The organism is Nocardioides sp. CPCC 205120 (assembly GCF_048654585.1).
Lineage (GTDB): Bacteria > Actinomycetota > Actinomycetes > Propionibacteriales > Nocardioidaceae > Nocardioides.
The window spans coordinates 367,592-386,823 of the sequence record NZ_JBMCYY010000001.1 but is presented as its reverse complement, the minus strand read 5'-3'; the positions used below and the strand labels follow the sequence as shown (position 1 = coordinate 386,823).

General features: G+C 74.2%; 13 protein-coding genes. 6 read left to right on the top strand and 7 right to left on the bottom strand.

Going from position 1 to position 19,232, the window contains the following annotated elements; translation table 11 throughout:
- Nucleotides 1-24: 24 nt before the first annotated feature.
- From ACOACO_RS01875 to ACOACO_RS01865, 3 genes are all read right to left on the bottom strand, one after another.
- Nucleotides 25-1,869: a glycoside hydrolase family 15 protein gene (locus tag ACOACO_RS01875; protein WP_420294560.1), complete on the bottom strand. Its 1,845-nt coding sequence runs from the start codon at nucleotides 1,867-1,869 to the stop codon at nucleotides 25-27.
- Nucleotides 1,862-3,295 (bottom strand): glucose-6-phosphate dehydrogenase, encoded by a 1,434-nt coding sequence (zwf, locus tag ACOACO_RS01870; RefSeq protein WP_420294559.1) that lies wholly within the window; start codon nucleotides 3,293-3,295, stop codon nucleotides 1,862-1,864. Before zwf ends, ACOACO_RS01875 begins: the two co-directional genes overlap by 8 nt.
- Nucleotides 3,296-3,402: 107 nt before the next feature.
- On the bottom strand, nucleotides 3,403-5,124 hold the full coding sequence (locus ACOACO_RS01865) for a M1 family metallopeptidase (RefSeq protein ID WP_420294558.1): 1,722 nt from the start codon (nucleotides 5,122-5,124) through the stop codon (nucleotides 3,403-3,405).
- A 99-nt stretch (nucleotides 5,125-5,223) separates the two neighbouring features.
- On the opposite strand from ACOACO_RS01865, the gene ACOACO_RS01860 reads away from it, so the two are divergent.
- Nucleotides 5,224-6,780, top strand: a complete 1,557-nt coding sequence (locus ACOACO_RS01860; RefSeq protein ID WP_420294557.1) for an amidohydrolase — start codon at nucleotides 5,224-5,226, stop codon at nucleotides 6,778-6,780.
- Nucleotides 6,781-6,785: 5 nt separating this feature from the next.
- Here the strand turns inward: ACOACO_RS01860 and ACOACO_RS01855 are convergent, their stop codons facing one another.
- From ACOACO_RS01855 to ACOACO_RS01840, 4 genes are all read right to left on the bottom strand, one after another.
- Nucleotides 6,786-9,047, bottom strand: a complete 2,262-nt coding sequence (locus tag ACOACO_RS01855) for a heavy metal translocating P-type ATPase (RefSeq protein WP_420294556.1) — start codon at nucleotides 9,045-9,047, stop codon at nucleotides 6,786-6,788.
- Nucleotides 9,044-9,256 (bottom strand): hypothetical protein, encoded by a 213-nt coding sequence (locus tag ACOACO_RS01850; RefSeq protein ID WP_420294555.1) that lies wholly within the window; start codon nucleotides 9,254-9,256, stop codon nucleotides 9,044-9,046. Before ACOACO_RS01850 ends, ACOACO_RS01855 begins: the two co-directional genes overlap by 4 nt.
- A gap of 79 nt (nucleotides 9,257-9,335) precedes the next feature.
- Nucleotides 9,336-10,313: an SGNH/GDSL hydrolase family protein gene (locus tag ACOACO_RS01845; RefSeq protein WP_420294554.1), complete on the bottom strand. Its 978-nt coding sequence runs from the start codon at nucleotides 10,311-10,313 to the stop codon at nucleotides 9,336-9,338.
- Nucleotides 10,310-11,494 (bottom strand): PucR family transcriptional regulator, encoded by a 1,185-nt coding sequence (locus ACOACO_RS01840; protein WP_420294553.1) that lies wholly within the window; start codon nucleotides 11,492-11,494, stop codon nucleotides 10,310-10,312. The genes ACOACO_RS01845 and ACOACO_RS01840 overlap by 4 nt, the downstream gene beginning before the upstream one ends.
- A 124-nt stretch (nucleotides 11,495-11,618) precedes the next feature.
- Here ACOACO_RS01840 and ACOACO_RS01835 point away from each other — a divergent pair, with 124 nt between their 5' ends.
- The 5 genes from ACOACO_RS01835 (at nucleotide 11,619) to ACOACO_RS01815 (ending at nucleotide 19,230) form a co-directional block, all read left to right on the top strand.
- Nucleotides 11,619-12,794 carry a ferredoxin reductase gene (locus tag ACOACO_RS01835; protein WP_420294552.1) on the top strand — a complete coding sequence of 392 codons (1,176 nt, stop codon included), beginning with the start codon at nucleotides 11,619-11,621 and terminating at the stop codon, nucleotides 12,792-12,794.
- A gap of 11 nt (nucleotides 12,795-12,805) precedes the next feature.
- Entirely contained in the window at nucleotides 12,806-14,059 is a 1,254-nt protein-coding gene (locus ACOACO_RS01830) for a fatty acid desaturase family protein (protein WP_420294551.1), read from the top strand.
- Between the two features lie 229 nt (nucleotides 14,060-14,288).
- Entirely contained in the window at nucleotides 14,289-15,770 is a 1,482-nt protein-coding gene (locus ACOACO_RS01825) for a zinc ribbon domain-containing protein (protein ID WP_420294550.1), read from the top strand.
- A 72-nt stretch (nucleotides 15,771-15,842) separates the two neighbouring features.
- Nucleotides 15,843-17,438 (top strand): flavin-containing monooxygenase, encoded by a 1,596-nt coding sequence (locus ACOACO_RS01820; protein ID WP_420294549.1) that lies wholly within the window; start codon nucleotides 15,843-15,845, stop codon nucleotides 17,436-17,438.
- Nucleotides 17,439-17,688: 250 nt separating this feature from the next.
- Complete coding sequence (locus ACOACO_RS01815; protein ID WP_420294548.1) at nucleotides 17,689-19,230, top strand: DEAD/DEAH box helicase; 1,542 nt, start codon at nucleotides 17,689-17,691, stop codon at nucleotides 19,228-19,230.
- Nucleotides 19,231-19,232 lie beyond the last annotated feature (2 nt).

The window sequence follows — 19,232 nt, the reverse complement described above, 5'->3', positions numbered from 1 at the left end:
CCCAGCCCGTTCAGCCCAGCCCGTTCAGCCCAGCGCCCGGTCCAGGTTCGTCGCCGCGCTGATGAGCGAGAGGTGCGTGAACGCCTGCGGGAAGTTGCCGAGCTGCTCGCCGGTCAGGCCGACCTGCTCGGCGAAGAGCCCGAGGTGGTTGCCGTAGGTGAGCATCTTCTCGAACGCCAGCCGCGCGTCGTCGACCCGGCCCGCGCGGGTGAGCGCCTCGACGTACCAGAACGAGCACATCGAGAAGGTGCCCTCCGCGCCGTCGAGCCCGTCGTGGGCGCTGTCGTCGTGGGGGTCGTAGCGGAAGACGAGCGAGTCGGTGACGAGGTGCTCCTCGATGGCCGCGAGCGTCGAGAGGAAGCGCGGGTCGCCGGGGGCGGTGAACTTCACGAGCGGCATCAGCAGCAGCCCCGCGTCGATCACGGCGGAGCCCTCGGCCTGGGTGAACGACCCCTGCTCGGGGTCCCACGACCGCGTCATGACGCGCTCGTAGATCTCGTCGCGCACCTTGCCCCACGCCGCGATGTCGCCGGGCAGCCCGCGGCGCCGGGCGACGCGGATCATCCGCTCGACGGCGACCCAGCACATGAGGCGCGAGGTGGTGTGGGCGCGCGGCTCCTCGCGGATCTCCCACATGCCGTGGTCGTCGCGGTCCCAGTTCTCCATCACCCACTCGAGCACCACGACGAGGTCGGACCAGCCGTCGTGGCTGATGCCGGCGCCGTACTTGTCGAAGAGGTAGACCGAGTCGATGAGCTCGCCGTAGATGTCGAGCTGCAGCTGGTCGACCGCGGCGTTGCCGACGCGCACGGGCCGCGAGCCGCGGTGCCCCCGCAGGTGGTCCAGCTCGTGCTCCTCGGTGGGCACGTTGCCGTCGAGGTCGTAGAGGACCCGCAGCGGGCCGAGCCGCTCGTACGACGGGTCCTCGCGGTCGACCTCGCCGATGCGGCGCGAGAGCCACGCCGTGAACGCGGCGGCCTCGTCGGTGAACCCCAGGTGCAGCAGCGCGTAGAGCGTGAACGCGGCGTCGCGGATCCACACGAACCGGTAGTCCCAGTTCCGCTCGCCGCCGATCTCCTCCGGCAGGCTCGTCGTCGGCGCGGCGACGACGCCGCCGCTGGGCTCGTGGCACATCAGCTTCAGGGTGATCGCGGACCGCTCGACGGCGCCGCGCCAGCGGCCCTCGTAGGTCGAGGTGGCCAGCCAGCTGCGCCAGTACGCCGTGGTGGCGTCGAGCAGCGACTCGGTGTCGTCGACGGGGCACGGCGCGGGCCGGGCGCCGTCCGCGGCGACCTCCAGCACGAACAGGGCGGTGGCCCCCTCGCCCAGGGTGACCTCCGAGGTCACCTCGCCGTCGTCGACGACGAGGTCGTGGGTGGAGGACAGGACGAGGTCGACGTGGCCGTCGAGGATCAGGACGCCGCCCTCGACCTCCTCGGGCCGCGCGTCCTCGCGCCCGTAGTCGGGACGCAGCCGCACGCGGGAGACGAACGGCACGGAGCCGCGCACGGCCGAGACCCGTCGTACGACGCGCTGGCGGTGCTCGTCGTCGTGGGCGCGCAGCACCGGCATGAAGTCCTGCACCTCGACGACGCCGCCGGGGGTGAGGAAGCGGGTGACGAGGACGGCGGTGTCGGGCAGGTAGTACTGCTGCGTGCGCGTCACCTCGCCGGTCGGCCGCAGCGTCCACGAGCCGCCGTCCTCGGGGTCGAGGATGCTGGCGAAGACGCTGGGCGCGTCGAAGCGGCCCGGGCAGAACCAGTCGATCGTGCCGTCCGTGGAGACCAGGGCGCAGGAGCGCAGGTCGCCGATGAGGCCGTGGGCAGCGATGTCCGGCGTGGGGAGCCCGGGGCGGGCCTCGTCAGTCACCGAGGCGCCAACCGCCGGGCGCCAGGTCGAGCGCGGCCTGCGGGCCCCACGAGCCGGGCTCGTAGGGGAGCACCTCGGGGCGGTCGTCGAGCACCGGCTGGCAGACCTCCCAGAGCCGCTCGACCTCGTCGGAGCGGGTGAACAGGGTCTGGTCGCCGCGCAGCACGTCGAGGAGCAGCCGCTCGTAGGCCTCGAGCGCGAACGAGTCGCCCCCGTCGCCCTCGACCTGCAGGCGCATCGTGGCGATGGTGATGTCGAAGTCGCGCCCCGGCCGCTTGGCGCGCACGTCGATGGTGATCTGCGGCTCGTCCGTCAGCTCCAGCACCAGCTCGTTGCCGCAGGTCGGCTCCTCGAACATCGACGACTCGGGGTCGCGGAAGCGCAGCGTGATGGTGCGCCGGCCCTCCGCGAGCGACTTGCCGGTGCGCAGCAGGAAGGGCACGTCGCGCCAGCGCTCGTTGTCGACGAAGACCTCCGCGGCGACGAACGTCTCGACGTCCGAGTCGTCGGCGACGTCCTCCTCGTCGCGGTACCCGTCGTACTGCCCGAGGACGACCCGCGCCGGGTCGAGCGGGCGGATCGCGCGGAACAGCGCGGACTTGGCGTCGCGGACCGCGTCGGCCTCGAACGCGCCGGGGTCCTCCATGGCGACGAAGCCGAGCAGCTGGAACAGGTGGGTCGAGATCATGTCCCGCAGGGCGCCGGTGGACTCGTAGAAGCTCGCCCGGCCCTCGATCGAGAGGTCCTCGGGCACGTCGATCTGCACGGACGCGATGGAGCGGCGGTCCCAGGCCGGCTCGAAGAGGCCGTTGGCGAAGCGCAGCGCCAGGATGTTCTGCACCGCCTCCTTGCCGAGGAAGTGGTCGATGCGGAAGACCTGCTCCTCCTTCACCACGTCGAGCAGCGCGGCGTCGAGCTCCTCGGCGGACGCCAGGTCGAGGCCGAACGGCTTCTCGACGACGAGGCGGGCGCGGTCGGTGAGGTCCTCCCGGTCGAGCATCCCGATCATGTCGGTCATCGCCGACGGGGGCAGCGAGAGGTAGACGAGGCGGCGGACCTCGTCGACGTCGGTGCCGGCCTCGTCGGCCACCTCCTGCTCGGCGGCGCGCACGGCCGCGGCGAGGTCGGGGCCGTCGTCGGCCGAGGCCGTCTGGAAGCTCACCCGCTCGAGCAGGCCGTCGACCGCGTCGCGCTCGTCCGGCTCCGCCTGCTCGACGAGGGCGTCGCGCATGCCGGCGCGGAACTCCTCGTCGGTGCCGGGGGAGTGGCGCCCCGACCCGATGACCCGGTACGACGCGGGCAGCCACCCGGAGGCGGCGAGGCGCAGCAGCGCGGGGAAGAGCTTGCGCTTAGCGAGGTCGCCGGTCGCACCGAAGAGGACGACGACGTGGGGCGGGGGCGGCGTCTGCGAGGTCTGCTCGGGCATGTCCCCAGCGTGCGCGACGGTTCCAACTGTCCCCGCGTGCTGCCCGCGTGCTGCCCGCGTGCTGCCCGCGCCCGGGGCCCGAACCGCCCCCGCTCAGTACCCCCCGCTCAGCCCCCGGTGCCGAACGAGGTCCCCGGCTCCTGCGCGCCGAGCAGCCACGCGGTGAGGAACGGCGTGAGGTCGGCGCCGAGCTGCGCGGAGATCCACGGCCAGTACTCGTCGCGGCCGGTGCTGCGGTACACGCCCTCGCCGCCCGCGGCCGGCCACGCCCGCACCATCGCCCAGAACGCGTCGTCGCCGACGGCGGTGCGCAGCTCGTGCCACATCACCGCGGGCGGGACGTAGATGTTGCTCTGCCCGAACGAGCCGGCGTCGTACGCCGCGGGCGGGCCGTAGGAGTCGCGGAGGAACTGGTCGTCGAGGGCGTAGTACCCGACGTACTCGTCGACGTCGGCCTCCAGGTCCTCGGCCTCCCACAGGATCTGCAGGTACATGGCCATGCCCTCGTTCATCCACACGTCGCGCCAGTCGTCGGGCGACACGACGTCGCCGTACCACTGGTGCGCGATCTCGTGGACGATCACCTCGGGCGACAGCGTGTAGTCGGTGTTGCCGTAGGTGATCATCGTCTGGGTCTCCATGGCGCTCTCGGAGTCGACGACGACCGAGCCCAGGCTGCTGAACGGGTAGGGCCCCAGCCGCTCCTCCAGCCAGGCCAGCGCCTCCTTCGTCACCTCGAGCCGCTCGAGCGCCTCGTCGTCGCCGGCCGGGGTCCAGTAGGTGAGGGGCACGCCGGAGTCGCTGACGTCCTCGGTCAGCTCGTAGTCGCCGACGGCGACCGTCGCGAGGTACGACGACATCGGCTCCGCCGCGTGGAAGCGCGCCACCGACTGCTCGTCGTCCTCCGCCTGCTCGACGAGCTCGCCGTTCGCGACGCCCGTCCAGCCCGGCTGCGTGCGCACCGTGACGTCGTACAGGGCCTTGTCGGCCGGCTGGTCGTTGACGGGGTACCAGGTGAACGCGCCGTACGGCTCCTGCATCGTCCAGAGCCAGTCCTCGGTCTCCGACGACGTGGAGCGCGTCAGGCCCACGCCGGAGAAGTCGCTGCGGTCGGTCGGCGCCGCCGCCGGCTCGGCGGGGCCGCGGTAGGTGACGGTCAGCCGGTGCTGCGCCTCGGCGACGACCGGCTGGTCGACGACGAGGTGGTGGCCCTCGCGGCGGAACGCGTCGGTGGGGGTGCCGTCGAGCGCGAGCTCGGTGACGTCGAGGTGCTCGGCCAGGTCGAGGCGGAACCCGGGCGCGGTGGTGGTCGCGCGGAAGGTGACCGTGGTGGTGCCGGTGAGCTCGGGGTCCTCGTCGTCGTCGCCGTCGTCCTCGGAGTCCTCGGGGAACCAGCCGAGCTCGATGTCGTAGTGGAGCGCGTCGACGCCGGGGTGGCCCACGTCGGGGTAGACGGAGTCGGTGCGCGGGGTGCTGCGGGCCACCGCGAGCTCCGCGTCGCTCGGCAGGGCGACCGGGTCCAGGTCGGTCCCGCCGCTGCCGCCGTCCGTGCCGCCGTCCGGGCCGCCGTTCGTGCCGCCGGCCTCGCTGGCACCGCCCGTGACGCGGTCGGCGGGTCCGTCGTCGAGCCCGACCACGACGCCCACGGTGGCCGCGCCGGCGAGGAGCACGCCCGCCGCGCCGGCGGCGAGCCACGTGCGGGTACGGCGGGAGCCGCCGCCCTGCGCGCCCTGCCGGCCGCCCGGCGCGGCGCCGGGGGTCGGGTCGTCGACCTGGCCGGACGGCGACCCGGGCATCGGGCGGGGCGGCAGCGGGCGCGGCGACGACATGGCGCTCAGTGTGCCGTCCCGGCCCGGCGTGCGCAGCCTCACACCCGCGGCGCGCGGACGCGGCCGGGGGCCTGGGGACGCGTGGTTAGGGTGCCGCTCATGGTCAACCTGCTCATCCGCCAGGCCCGCCTGGTGCCCGTCGGCCGGGGGGTCGTGCCCGGCCCCGCCGGTCGTCCCGTCGACGTCGCGGTGACCGACGGCCGGGTGACCGCGGTGGGCCCGGACCTGCCGGTCCCCGCCGGCGCGAGCAACGCCGAGGTCGTCGACGCGGAGGGCCGCTGGCTCATCCCGGGGCTGTGGGACTCCCACGTGCACCTCGGTCAGTGGACGCTCGCGTCGCAGCGCCTCGACCTCACGGCCGCGCGGTCGCCGGAGGACGTCACCCAGCGGGTCGCGGAGCGCCTTGCGGAGCTGCCCGACCACCCGGTGATCGGGTGGGGGCACCGCTCGGGCGGGTGGGACCGCGACGTCACGGTGAGCGAGCTCGACGCGGTGTCCGGCGACGTGCCGGTGGTCCTCATCTCGGGCGACGCCCACCACGCCTGGCTCAACACGACCGCGCTGCTGCACCTGGCGATGCCGGTGCGCGACTCGGTCGTGCGGGAGGGGGAGTGGTTCGCGGCGTACGCCCGGCTCCCCACCCTCGTCGGCGACGACGGCACGTCGCCCGAGGCCTACGCGCGGACCCTCGACGCCGCCGCTGCGCTCGGCGTCGTGGGGCTCGTCGACTTCGAGTTCTCCGGCGGCGCCGCCGACTGGCTCCACCGCTGGGAGAACGGGTGCGACCGGCTGCGCATCCGGATGTCGACCTACGCCGAGGGGCTCGACGACGTGCTGCGCCTCGGGCTGCGCACCGGCGACGTCCTGCCCGGGGTGGCCGACGTGACGGGCCCGGGCGACGACCGCCTGACGATGGGGCCGCTGAAGATCATCTCGGACGGCTCGCTCAACACCCGCACGGCGTGGTGCTGCGAGCCGTACGCCGACGCCCACCGCCTCGAGTACCCCGCGGGCCAGCCCAACCTGTCGGGCGCCGAGCTGCACGAGCTGCTCGCCCGGGCGCACGCCGCCGGGCTCGAGGTCGCCACGCACGCGATCGGGGACGCGGCCGCGGCGGCCGCGCTCGCGACGTACGCCGCCACCGGCGCCCGCGGCTCCATCGAGCACGCGCAGATGCTGAACCGCGCGGACTCGCGGCGGATGGCCGAGCTCGGCATCCGCGCCAGCGTGCAGCCGGCGCACCTGCTCGACGACCGCGACCTGACGGAGAAGATCTGGCAGGAGCGGTCGGCGCGGTGCTTCGCCTACCGCTGGATGCTCGACGACGGCGTCGACGTCGTGCTGGGCTCCGACGCGCCCGTGTCGCCGCTGGACCCGTGGCTGGCCATCGCCGCCGCCGTGCACCGCAGCGCCGACGACCGCGAGCCGTGGCACGGCGAGCAGGCCCTCACCGTCGCCGAGGCCCTCGCCGCCTCGACCGACGGCTGGGGCACCGTGGCCGTCGGCCACCCGGGCGACCTCGTGCTCCTCGACGCCGACCCGTACGCCGCGTTCCCCACCACCGCCGAGCAGGGCGCCTGGCTGCGCCACCTGCCCGTCGCCGCGACGTACGTCGCCGGCCGCGCCGTCCACGGCGAGGGCATCGACCTGGGCTGAGCCCCTCAGCTCCCGGCGCGGAACCGGCGCAGGCGCAGGCTGTTGCCCACCACGAACACGCTCGAGAACGCCATGGCCGCGCCGGCGAGCATGGGGTTCAGCAGCCCGAGCGCCGCGAGCGGGACGGCCGCGACGTTGTAGCCGAACGCCCAGAACAGGTTGCCGCGGATCGTGCGCAGCGTCGCCCGCGACAGCCGCACGGCGTCGGCCGCGACGCGCAGGTCGCCGCGCACCAGCGTGATGTCGGCGGCCGCGATGGCCACGTCGGTGCCGGTGCCCATGGCGATGCCGAGGTCGGCGGCGGCGAGCGCGGCGGCGTCGTTCACGCCGTCCCCGACCATCGCCACGACGCGCCCCTCGCCCTGCAGCCGGGTGACGACGGCGACCTTGTCCTCGGGCAGCACGTCGGCGACCACCTCGTCGATGCCCACCTCGGCCGCCACCTGCTCGGCCACGGCGCGGTTGTCGCCGGTGAGCAGCACGGGGTGCAGGCCCAGGGCCCGCAGCTGCGCGACGGCCGCCGCGCTCGTCGGCTTCACCTCGTCGGCGACGACGAGCAGGCCCCGCGCCCGGCCGTCCCAGCCGACGGCGACGACGGTACGGCCCTCCGCCTCGGCCCGCCCGCGGGCGGCCTCGAGGTCGGCGTCGAGGTGCTGCGACCAGTCCGCGAGCAGCGCGGGCCGCCCGACCACGACGGCGTGGCCCTCGACGACGCCGTGGGCGCCGCGCCCGGGCACGTTCGTGAAGCCCTCGACGGGCGGGACGTCCGGGTCGGCCTCGGCCGCCGCGTGGGTGACCGCCCGGGCGATCGGGTGCTCGGAGGCCGCCTCGAGCGCGCCGGCGAGCCGGAGCACGACGGCCCGGTCCTCGCCCGCGGCCGGTACGACGTCGCCCAGCGCCATCGCGCCCGTGGTCACCGTGCCGGTCTTGTCGAGCACGACCGTGTCGACGCGGCGGGTGGACTCGAGCACCTCGGGGCCCTTGATGAGGACGCCGAGCTGCGCGCCCCGCCCGGTGCCGACGAGCAGCGCCGTCGGCGTCGCCAGCCCCAGCGCGCAGGGGCAGGCGATGATGAGCACCGCGACGGCCGCCGTGAGCGCGGCCGAGGCCGGGAAGCCCGCGCCGAGCCAGGCGCCGAGGGTCGCCACCGCGATCGCGATGACCACCGGCACGAAGACGCCCGAGACCCGGTCGGCGAGCCGCTGCACCTCCGCCTTGCCCGACTGCGCGTCCTCGACGAGGCGCGCCATCTGGGCGAGCTGGGTGTCGGCGCCGACCCGCGTGGCGCGCACGACGACCCGCCCGCCGGCGTTGACGGTGGCGCCGGTGACGGCGTCGCCGGGTCCGACCTCGACGGGCACGGACTCGCCGGTCAGCAGCGAGGCGTCGACGGCCGACGTACCGCTCACGACCTCGCCGTCGGTGGCGATCTTCTCGCCGGGGCGCACGACGAACTCGTCGCCCACCGCCAGGTCCGCCACCGCGACGCGGGTCTCGACCCCGCCGCGGAGCACCGCCACGTCCTTCGCGCCCAGCTCGAGCAGCGCCCGCAGCGCGTCGCCGGCCCGGCGCTTGGCGCGCTTCTCGAAGTAGCGCCCCGCGAGCACGAAGGTCGTCACGCCGGCCGCGACCTCGAGGTAGATGTTGGCCGCGCCGTCGGAGGGCGCGACGGACAGCTCGAAGGCGTGCGTCATCCCGGGGATCCCGGCCGTGCCCCAGAACAGCGCGTAGACCGACCACGCCAGCGCCGCGAGCGTGCCGAGCGAGACGAGGGTGTCCATCGTCGCCGCGCCGTGGCGCAGGTTGACCGCCGCCGCCCGGTGGAACGGCCACGCGCCCCAGACGACGACCGGCCAGGCCAGGGCGAGCGAGAGCCACTGCCAGTACGTGAACTGCCACGCCGGCACCATCGCCAGCGCGATGACGGGCACCGTCAGCACGACCGAGGCCACCAGCCGGTCGCGCAGCGCGCGCAGCTCGGTGGCGGCCCGGTCGTCCCCGGCGTTGCCCGCGTCCCCGGCGGGCGCGCCCTGCTCGTCCGGTACGGCGGGCAGCTCCGCGCGGTAGCCCGCCTGCTCCACCGCGGCGACGAGCAGGTGCGGGTCGAACCCCTCGGGCACGGCGACCCGGGCCTTCTCGGTGGCGTAGTTCACGGACGCCTCGACGCCGTCCAGCTTGTTGAGCTTGCGCTCGACGCGGTTCGCGCAGGACGCGCAGGTCATGCCGCCGATGGCGAGCTCGAGGCTCGTGGTGCCGGCCGTGCTCATCGGTCGCCACCCCCGTGGCCGGCGTCGTGGCCGCCCTGCTCGGCGCCGTCGTCCCCGCCGTGGCCGTCGGCGCCCGCGCGCTCGACCCAGCGGTCGACGACGGAGTCGGGCACGAGTGCCGCGCCCGCGCCGTACGCGCCGGCGAAGACGACCGCCAGCCCGGCGGCGTACAGGCCGAGCCGGGTCGCGGTGCGGGGTCCGTCCGCCATGGTGGGTCCTCCTCCGGTGGTGCTCACAGGAGGAGAACATACCCCCGGGGGGTATCCGTTCCCAAGGGCGGAGCCGGGTTCACCCGTCGAGAGCGGCGACGACCTCCGCGGCGACGGCCCGCTGGCCGGCAGGGAGGGGGTGGTACGGCGCCGCGTCGACGAAGTCGCCGCCGTTGATCCAGGGGTCGTCGCTGCACAGGGCATGGCCCTCGGTCGCGGCGAACACGTCGACGTAGTCCACGCCCGCCTGCTCCGCAGCCCGCTGCTGGGCGTTCGCCAGCTCCTGGTTGAGCAGGCGCGCCAGGCCCAGCACGTCGCCGTCGACGGGCAGGTCCTCGCACCCCTCGGTGCCCGGCGGCACCACCTGGGGGTAGCCGACCACGAGCACCCGGGCCTGCGGGGCGCGCTCGCGGACGACGTCGATGGCAGCGACGAGGTCGCTGGTGACCCGCGCGAGCCCCTCCTGCGCGGTCGCGAGGTCGAGGGTGGGGCACGTCGTACCGGGCTGCTCGCACTGCCCGGCGAGCACGCCGAAGGCCCCGAAGTCGTTGCCCCCCGTGCTGATGGTGACGACGTCCGTCTCGGCGGTCACGGCGTCGGCCTGGGGCGGGATGGTCTGGCCGGCGAGCTGCTGGCTCGCCAGCAGGTCGCCCGTCGTGGCGCCGGAGCAGGACACGTCGACCAGCGTGGAGCCGCCGAAGGCCCCGGCGACGAGCGAGGGGTAGTTGACCTGCGAGCGCCCGCAGACGCCCGAGTCGCCCTGCGCCGGGTCGACGCCGGGTGCGGCCGTGTAGGAGTCGCCCATCGCCACGTAGACCTGGTCGGCGTGGTCGTCGGAGTCGTCGGTGCGCACGGCCGGGCCCGCCGGGGTCTCCTCGGCGGACGCCGACCCGCGCTCGTCGCCCGCGTCCCCGCCCGACCCGTCGTCGCTGCAGGCGGCGAGGGCGAGCACGAGGGCGGTGCCCGTGGCGAGGGGACCGAGCAGGGGGCGGCGCAGACGCATGCGTCCAGTATCCGTGCGGCCCCCGACGGGGTCGGGCGCGACGTCGCTGCTCACGCCAGCGCCACCACGAGGTCGAGCACGACCTGCGGGTCGGTGAGGGACTCGCCCCACAGCTCGCGCACCTTGCCCATGCGGTAGCGCACGGTCTGCGGGTGCACGAACAACGCGGCGGCCACGTCGTCGCGCCGGCCCTGGTGGAGCAGCCAGGCCCGCAACGTCTCCTCGAGCCGCGCGGCCGTGTCGGGACGTACGCCGGCCAGCGGCGCGAGGGCGCGGGCCCGCAGCGCCGCGTGGGCCGCGGGGTCGGCGTGCACCACGAGCCGGGCCAGCAGGTCGTCGGTGTCGAGCACGCCGTCGGGCACGGCGAACGCCTCGCCCTCCGGGGCCCGCAGCGCCAGCGCCCGCTCGGCGCGGTCGTAGGAGGTGCGGGCCTCCAGCCACGGCACCGTCGGACCGACGACCACGTCGCGCCGCGTCAGGGACGCGAGCAGCGCGGGCCGCCGTACGTCGGGAACGAGCAGCAGCACCCGCTCGCCGTCCCCGAGGGCGGGCAGCTCGTCCGCGGGCTGCAGCGTCGCCGGGTCCACGACGGTCAGCACGGCGCGGGCCTGCTCGCTGGGCACGACGAGCGCGGTCAACGTCGCGGGCGGCGGCCAGTCCGCGGCCTCGACGGCGGCGTGCACCGCGTCGGCGGGGGCCCGCTCGAGCAGGAGGTGGGCGAGCCGCTCCAGGCGGCGGCGCCGCACCCGCCCGCTCGCGGCGAGCTCGTCGGAGTGCCCCGCGGCGCTGGAGGCGGACAGCTCGTCGATGAACGCGAAGACCAGCTCGGCGAAGCCCGCGAGCGTGGCCGCGTCGATGTCCGCCTCGACCGCGGTGCGGGACAGCTCGCGCCACGAGACGCGCGCGCCGATGCGGTACGCCGCGAGCAGCGCCTCCATCGAGCGCCCGCTGCGTGCTTCGCCGCGGCCCAGGTCGTAGGCGCCGCGCACCGAGGCGGCGGTGGGGGTGCGGGGGTCGCGGGAGCCGCCCGAGACCAGCGAGACGAAGCCGCCGAGCGCCAGCTCGACGGCCTGGCGGATCGTCGCCCCCATGGGCCCGGACAGCGCGCCGGCGTAGCTGGGGACGTCGGTGATGATGGCCTCGACGGTCCGTCCGGCCACCTCGGGCAGTGCGGCGCGCAGCGACGCGACGGTCGAGGCGGGGAGGGCGACCCCCTCCCGCAGCGGTGAGTCCACGGCGTCTCCGGCTCTCCGGGGCGCGCCTGGACGCGCCGACCTTGTTCCGAGCGAACAACTCTTCCCGGTCGATTCAACCACCGGGCGTGACGAGATTACGCCGCCGGGACGCCACTATGGGGTCATGAGCTCCTTCGCTCCCCTCTTGCAGAGCCGCTCGGGCGGGTCCCGCACCCGCCCGGCCCTGCGGGCACGCCTCGAGCGGCTGGCCAACGCGGCCGTCACGCCGCTGGTGCCTGCCGACTACCTCGACCTGTTCAACCCGCTGCGCGCGGGCGCCGAGCTGCGCGGTCGCGTCGTCGCCGTCGAGCCCGAGACGGCCGACGCCGCCACGATCGTCATCCGCCCCGGCTCCGACTGGGCGGGCCACGTCCCCGGCCAGTACGTCCGCATCGGCGTCGACGTCGACGGCGTGCGCCAGTGGCGCGCCTACTCCCTGACCCACGGCCCCCGCCGCGACGGCCTCATCTCCGTCACGGTGAAGGCCGTCCCCGAGGGAGTCGTCAGCAACCACCTCGTCCACGAGGTGCGGGTGGGCACGCTGGTGCACCTCGAGCAGGCCACCGGCGAGTTCGTGCTGGCCCCCGAGGTCGCGGACGCGCCCGCCGACGGCACCCGCTCGAAGCTGCTGTTCGTCACGGCCGGCTCCGGCGTCACGCCGGTCGTCGGCATGCTCCGCAACCTCTTCCCGGTGACCGACGACGGCGTCGTGCGGCTCCCGCGCAGCGCCCACCTCGACATCACCGTGGTCCACGTGGCGCCGAGCCGTCCCGACTCGATCTTCCGCCGCGACCTCGAGGCCCTCGACGCCGCCGGCGCGATCCGCCTCGTGGCGCGCTACGACGACGAGCACGGCCTGCTCGACGTCGCCCGGCTCGCCGACCTGGTGCCCGACCTGGGCGAGCGCACGACGTACGCCTGCGGCCCCGGGGCGCTCCTCGACGCCATCGAGGCCCACCACGCCGCCGCCGGGCTCGAGCTGTTCACCGAGCAGTTCCGGCCCGCCAACCTGGTCGTCTCCGAGGGCGGCGAGGTCAGCTTCACCCGCACGGGCGCGACCGTCGACGCCGACGGCGCCACGACCCTGCTCGACGCCGGCGAGTCCGCCGGCGTCCTCATGCCGAGCGGCTGCCGCATGGGCGTCTGCTTCGGCTGCGTCCTCCCGCTCAAGGAGGGCTCCGTGCGCGACCTGCGCAACGGCGAGGTGACCACCGCGGTGCCCGGCGAGGTCGGGCCCGAGGGCATCCGCATCCAGACCTGCATCACGGCCGCCGCCGGCCCCTGCCACATCGAGATCTGAGGGGATCCACCATGACCGTCGTCAGCAAGAAGACCGAGAGCCCCATCGCCCACCTCACGCCCGAGGACGTCGAGCAGCTGGGCCACGAGCTCGACGCCATCCGCCAGGAGGTGCTCGACACCCGCGGCGGCAGCGACGCGGCGTACATCCGCAGGGTCATCGACGTGCAGCGCAAGCTCGAGCTGGGCTCCCGCGCGGTGCTGCTCGCCAGCGCGTTCCCGCCCGCCTTCGTCGCCGGCACCGTCGGCCTGTCGATCGCCAAGATCCTCGAGAACATGGAGATCGGGCACAACGTCATGCACGGCCAGTGGGACTGGATGCGTGACCCGAAGATCCACTCGACCACCTGGGAGTGGGACAACGCCTCCACGGCCGAGGGCTGGAAGCACAGCCACAACGAGCTGCACCACACCTACACGAACATCATCGGCAAGGACAACGACCTCGGCTACGGCATCATGCGCGTCGACGAGGACCAGCGCTGGTACCCGTTCTACCTGGCGCAGCCGCTGTGGAACTTCATCAACGCCTGCTTCTTCGAGTACGGCATCGCCGCCTACGACCTCGAGCTCGGCAAGAACCTGAAGACGCCGAAGGACAAGCGTCCGGAGTCGTTCAAGAAGTCGGCGCGGGCGACCCTGGCGAAGATCCGCAAGCAGGCGACGAAGGACTACGTCGTCCACCCGCTGCTGTCCGCGCCCACCGGCTCGCTGCTGCCCACGCTGGCCGCGAACTTCACGGCCAACCTGGTCCGCAACCTGTGGAGCCACTCCGTCATCATGTGCGGCCACTTCCCCGAGGGCGTCGAGACCTACGAGAAGGCCGCCATCCCGGAGAAGGAGACCCGCGGCGAGTGGTACCTGCGCCAGATGCTGGGCTCCGCCAACATCTCCGGCTCCAAGGCCATGCACATCATGACGGGCAACCTGTCCCACCAGATCGAGCACCACCTCTTCCCCGACCTGCCGAGCAACCGGTACGCCGAGGTCGCCCCGAAGGTGAAGGCGCTGTTCGAGAAGTACGAGCTCAACTACCACGAGGCCTCGCTGCCGGCGCAGGTCTACTCGGCCTGGCACAAGGTCGTGCGCCTGTCGCTGCCGAACGGCTGGCTCGAGACGACGAACCGCTCCAACCTCCCGGGCCAGCTCAAGCTGCTGTGGGCCATGACGACGGGCGACCGCAAGGTCCGTCGCGTCGCGCAGCTGCGCCTCGACCAGCAGGCCCGGCGTCTCGCCGCGGCCCGGAAGGTCGAGAAGGCCGCCTGAGCCACCACCGGAGCCACCCCCGAGCAGCTGCTCGCGCGGGGAGGACCCGACCACGACGGGCCGCGGGGATGCATCGGCATCCCCGCGGCCCGTCGGCGTGACATGGCACGCGTCGCCGCGTTGGATTGGCGGGGTGACCAGCGGGGTAGGGAGCGCCCCGGCCGGGCTCGCCACCCGGTAGCCTCACGTCGCTCGCCCGAAGGCCCGGGCGCTGGAAGGAAAACTAGTCATGACCAACTGCACCGCCTGCGGCCACGAGCTGCCGCCCGACTCCGCGTTCTGCGAGGAGTGCGGCACCCCGAGCGACGCCACCAACGTCCACGGCTCAGGGAACCACCCGACGCAGCCCTTCGGCGCGACCGGCTCCCCGTCGTACCCGCCCCAGGGGCAGTACGGCGGCCCCTCCGGCGAGGGCCCCACGACCTTCTCGGGCGCCTACGCCCAGGGCGGCCAGGGTGACCAGGGCGTCCCGCCCGCGTACGGGGGTGGCTACGCCGCGCCCCAGGGCGGTTACGAGCAGGGCGGTTACGAGCAGGGCGGCTACGAGCAGGGTGGCTACGGCCAGGGCGGGTACGACCAGGGTGCGTACGGCCAGGGCGGCTACGGGCCGGGCGGCTACGACGGCGGCGAGTACGGCGCGCCCCCCGGTGGTCCGGGCGGGCCCGGCGGCGCCGGCGGCAACGGCAAGCGCAAGTGGATCATCATCTGGACGATCGTCGCCCTGCTCGTGGTCGCGGCGATCGTGGCGGTGCTGATGCTGACCGTCTTCAAGGGCGACGACAACAAGGACGACGACAACGACCCGGGCGGCGACGAGTCGTCGTCGTCGACCGACGACGGCGGCTCGGGCATCGAGCTCGGCGCGGTCAACGAGATCGAGCTGGACGGCGACGAGGCCGTCCTCGAGCTCGAGGCCGAGGCCGGCCAGATCATCGTCCTCACCTCCGAGCAGGAGGACCTCTCCAGCCCGACGTACGACGGCTACGACAACTCCATGATCAGCGAGAACTGGTTCTCGGGCTCGGGCATCGGCGCGTGGGACGTGGCCGAGGACGGCACGCAGGAGATCACGATCGAGTACGACGGCGACGAGGACCTGACGTCGCTCGAGGTCTACGTCGACGTCATCGACGCCGAGCTCCTCAGCCCGGGTGACGAGGTCGAGCTCGCGGACGGCGCTGAGATCGGCGCGGCGATCTTCGAGGACACCAACGGTGACTACGACGTGCCGAGCGGCCTGTTCACGGACTTCTACTGCGGCGACGGCGACGAGTGCACGCTGTCCGGCGACGTGCTGGCCGTGGCGACCGACTCGGGTCTCACGATCGAGGAGATCGAGGGCTCGGAAGACCCGCCCGCGAGCACCCCGGGTGCGGCGGTCCTGCCCGACGGCACCACCTCGGGCGGCACCACGATGCCCCCCGGCGGCGCGAGCACGACGATCACCGCCACGGAGTCCGGCGTCATCACGATCGAGCTCATCGACGTGGCCGGCGGCGGCTCGACCGGGGCGATCGACTTCCGCCTGCGGGTGCTGGACGGCGGTCGGGACGAGCTGTGCAACCGCGACAGCTCCTACGACAACGAGGAGTGCGTCGTCGAGGTCGTCGAGGGGGAGGCCTACAAGATCGAGGTCACCGAGTACACGGGTGACCCGGCCGCCACGAGCGACTTCCGCCTCAACATCGTCCCCGGCGGCGAGATCTTCTGATCCGCTGATCGACCACCCCGCGCGCTATTGAACGCGTGACAACAAGCCGGTGTCTGCGCCATGATCCCGACCATGGCGCAGACACCGGCTCGTTCCGGCGACACCCCCGAGCCCACCGACCTCGCAGTCCCGGGCGACCCGACGGCCTCCGCGGCCGACGGCGAGGGGCCGACCGGAGACTCCCGCCCCGCCCCGCACGACGAGGTCGTGCGCCCCACCGCCCCCGTCGAGCACGTCGACGTCCTGGTCGTCGGCGCCGGCCTGTCGGGCATCGGCGCGGCGGCCCGCATCGCGCAGGACCACCCCGGGCTCTCGCTCGTCATCCTCGAGTCGCGCGACGCGCTCGGCGGCACCTGGGACCTCTTCCGCTACCCCGGCGTGCGCTCCGACTCCGACATGTTCACGCTGGGCTACCGCTTCAAGCCGTGGCTGGGCGAGAAGGCCCTGGCCGACGGGCCCGCCATCCGGGAGTACGTGCGGGAGACCGCCGAGGAGTTCGGCCTCGTCGAGCGCATCCGCTACGGCCACCGCGTCGTCGGCGCCTCGTGGGACTCGGCCGCCGCGCGCTGGAGCGTCGAGGCGCTCGTCGACGGCGAGCCCACGACGTACACGGCCGGGTTCCTCTACTGCTGCTCGGGCTACTACGACTACGCCTCGGGCTACCGGCCGACCTTCCCGGGCGAGGAGCAGTACGCGGGCACGTTCGTGCACCCGCAGGAGTGGCCCGAGGACCTCGACGTGAGCGGCAAGCGGGTCGTCGTCATCGGCTCGGGGGCCACCGCCATCACGCTGGTGCCGTCGCTGTCGTCGGGCGAGGGCGCCGCCGCCCACGTGACGATGCTGCAGCGCACGCCGACGTACGTGATCTCCATCCCCGCGAAGGACAAGCTGTCGCTGGCCCTGCGCAAGGTGCTGCCGGAGATGACGGCCTACCAGGTGGTGCGCTGGCGCAACGTGCTCCAGCAGATGGCGTTCTTCAACGTGAGCCAGAAGTTCCCCGGCCCCGTGCGCAAGGCGGTGCGGGCCTACACGCGCCGCCAGCTGCCGGAGGTGGACGTCGACACGCACTTCAACCCGCCGTACGACCCCTGGGACCAGCGGTTCTGCGTCGTGCCCGACAGCGACCTCTACAAGGCGCTGCGCTCGGGGCGGGCGTCCATCGCGACGGGTCGCATCGAGACCTTCACGCCCACCGGGATCCGGCTGGAGGGCGGTGAGGAGCTCGAGGCCGACGTGGTGGTCACCGCCACGGGGCTCAACCTGCTGGCGTTCGGCGGCATCCGCTTCGAGGTCGACGGCGACGAGGTCGACCTGCCCGACACGATGGCCTACCGCGGTCTCATGCTGACCGGGCTGCCGAACTTCGCGTACACGATCGGCTACACCAACGCGTCCTGGACGCTGAAGGCCGACCTGGTGGCCGACTACGTCTCCCAGGTGCTCGGCCGGCTGCACGGCTCCGGCCTGCGCAAGGTCGAGGTGCAGCGCGACCCCACGGTCGCCGAGGAGCCGTTCATGGACTTCGAGGCCGGCTACGTGCTGCGCTCGATCGACCAGCTGCCCAAGCAGGGCGCCGAGTCGCCGTGGCGGCTGCGGCAGAACTACGTGGCCGACCTGCGGGCCATCCGCGGCGCCGACCTCGACGACGACGCGCTCGCCTGGTCCTGAGGGACGCGCTCGTCTGGTCCTGGCGGACGTGACCTCGGCCACCCCACCCCCCGCGCGGGGGGTGGGGAATCGTCGTACGCCGGGGCGGGCCGCTACGTTGGCCGAGTCGGCCCGTCCCGTCTCACCTCGGACCGAGCGTCCGCCCCTCGTGGCGGCGGACGTGGCCGCTCCGACGCGGCACGTGCCCGCCGGCCCCGTCGCCGGCCGGGCCCCAGGTGGGACGTCAGCTGACGAAGGTTGTCCCCTCCTCATGACTTCTCCCGGTTTCGCCGACCTCGGCGTGCCCACCGCCCTCTGCGACGTGCTGTCCGCGCAGGGCATCACCGTCCCCACCCCGATCCAGGCCGCCACGCTCGGCGACTCGCTGAACGGCCGTGACGTCCTCGGCCGCGGCCGCACCGGCTCGGGCAAGACCTACGCGTTCCTGCTGCCGCTGGTGGCGCGCCTGACGGCCGGCTCCGGCCGTCGTCCCCGCCCGGGGGCCCCGCGGGCCCTGATCCTCGCCCCGACGCGCGAGCTCGTCGGCCAGATCGAGGAGGCGCTGTCCCCCCTGGCGTCCGCGAGCGGCCTCACGACGCGCACCGTCTTCGGCGGCGTCGGCCAGAACCCGCAGGTGCAGGCGCTGCGCCGCGGCGTCGACATCGTCGTCGCCTGCCCCGGCCGCCTCGAGGACCTCATCGGCCAGGGCCATTGCAGCCTCGGCGACGTCGAGATCACCGTGCTGGACGAGGCCGACCACATGGCCGACCTCGGCTTCCTGCCCGCCGTGCGGCGCCTGCTGGCCGCGACCCCGAAGCGCAGCCAGCGGCTGCTGTTCTCGGCGACGCTCGACAACGCGATCGACGCGCTGGTGAAGCAGTTCCTCCAGCAGCCCGTCACCCACGAGGCCGACTCGGCGCAGTCGCCGGTCTCCGCGATGGAGCACCACGTGCTGCACCTCGCGAACCGCGACCACCGCCTCCCGGTGCTCGTCGACCTCACGAGCGGCTCCGACCGCACGGTCGTCTTCACCCGCACCAAGCACGGCGCCAAGGCGCTGGCCCGCCAGCTCAACAAGGCGGGCGTGCCGGCGGTCGACCTGCACGGCAACCTGTCGCAGGGCGCCCGCACCCGCAACATGGACGCGTTCCACGCCGGCCGGGCGACCACCCTCGTGGCCACCGACATCGCGGCCCGCGGCATCCACGTCGACGACGTGGAGCTCGTGGTCCACGCCGACCCGCCGGCCGAGCACAAGGCGTACCTGCACCGCTCCGGGCGTACGGCGCGCGCCGGCGCCGCGGGCACCGTGGTGACCCTGATGACCGACGACCAGGCCCGCGACGTCCGCGCCCTGACGAAGGCCGCGGGCATCCGTCCCCGCACGACGAAGCTCGCCGGCCCGACCGACGCGGTCCTCGCCGAGCTGGCCCCGGGCGAGCGCAAGCTCGTCCCCGGTGGTCTCGACATGACGACCGAGGTCGCCTCGGGCGGCCGTGGCTCCGCGGGCTCCGCCTCGGGCGAGGGCTCCGACGAGCGCCGGGGCGGCGGGGGCGGCCGACCGCGTCGCCGTCGTGGTCGCACGGGCTCGGGCGGTGGCTCGGGCCAGGGCGGTTCCGGCTCGTCGCGTCCCGCCACCGGGCAGGGCGGCTCCGGCCGCTCGGGCTCGGCCGGCGGCGGTCGTGGCGGCTCCGCGGGTGGCGCGCGCTCCGGTGGGGCGCGCACGGCCGGTGCCGCTCGCTCCGGCGCGGCCCGCCCCGCCGGCGCGGGCTCCTCGCACAGCGCCGCGGACGTCAGCAAGCGTTTCCGCTGAGT

Bases quoted from the DNA above. Each gene is read 5' to 3' on its own strand.
- zwf (WP_420294559.1), bottom strand. From the start codon at position 3,295: ATGCCCGAGCAGACCTCGCAGACGCCGCCCCCGCCCCACGTCGTCGTC.
- ACOACO_RS01855 (WP_420294556.1), bottom strand. From the start codon at position 9,047: ATGAGCACGGCCGGCACCACGAGCCTCGAGCTCGCCATCGGCGGCATG.
- ACOACO_RS01865 (WP_420294558.1), bottom strand. From the start codon at position 5,124: ATGTCGTCGCCGCGCCCGCTGCCGCCCCGCCCGATGCCCGGGTCGCCG.
- ACOACO_RS01835 (WP_420294552.1), top strand. From the start codon at position 11,619: ATGAGCTCCTTCGCTCCCCTCTTGCAGAGCCGCTCGGGCGGGTCCCGC.
- ACOACO_RS01815 (WP_420294548.1), top strand. From the start codon at position 17,689: ATGACTTCTCCCGGTTTCGCCGACCTCGGCGTGCCCACCGCCCTCTGC.
- ACOACO_RS01825 (WP_420294550.1), top strand. From the start codon at position 14,289: ATGACCAACTGCACCGCCTGCGGCCACGAGCTGCCGCCCGACTCCGCG.
- ACOACO_RS01830 (WP_420294551.1), top strand. From the start codon at position 12,806: ATGACCGTCGTCAGCAAGAAGACCGAGAGCCCCATCGCCCACCTCACG.
- ACOACO_RS01850 (WP_420294555.1), bottom strand. From the start codon at position 9,256: ATGGCGGACGGACCCCGCACCGCGACCCGGCTCGGCCTGTACGCCGCC.
- ACOACO_RS01860 (WP_420294557.1), top strand. From the start codon at position 5,224: ATGGTCAACCTGCTCATCCGCCAGGCCCGCCTGGTGCCCGTCGGCCGG.
- ACOACO_RS01820 (WP_420294549.1), top strand. From the start codon at position 15,843: ATGGCGCAGACACCGGCTCGTTCCGGCGACACCCCCGAGCCCACCGAC.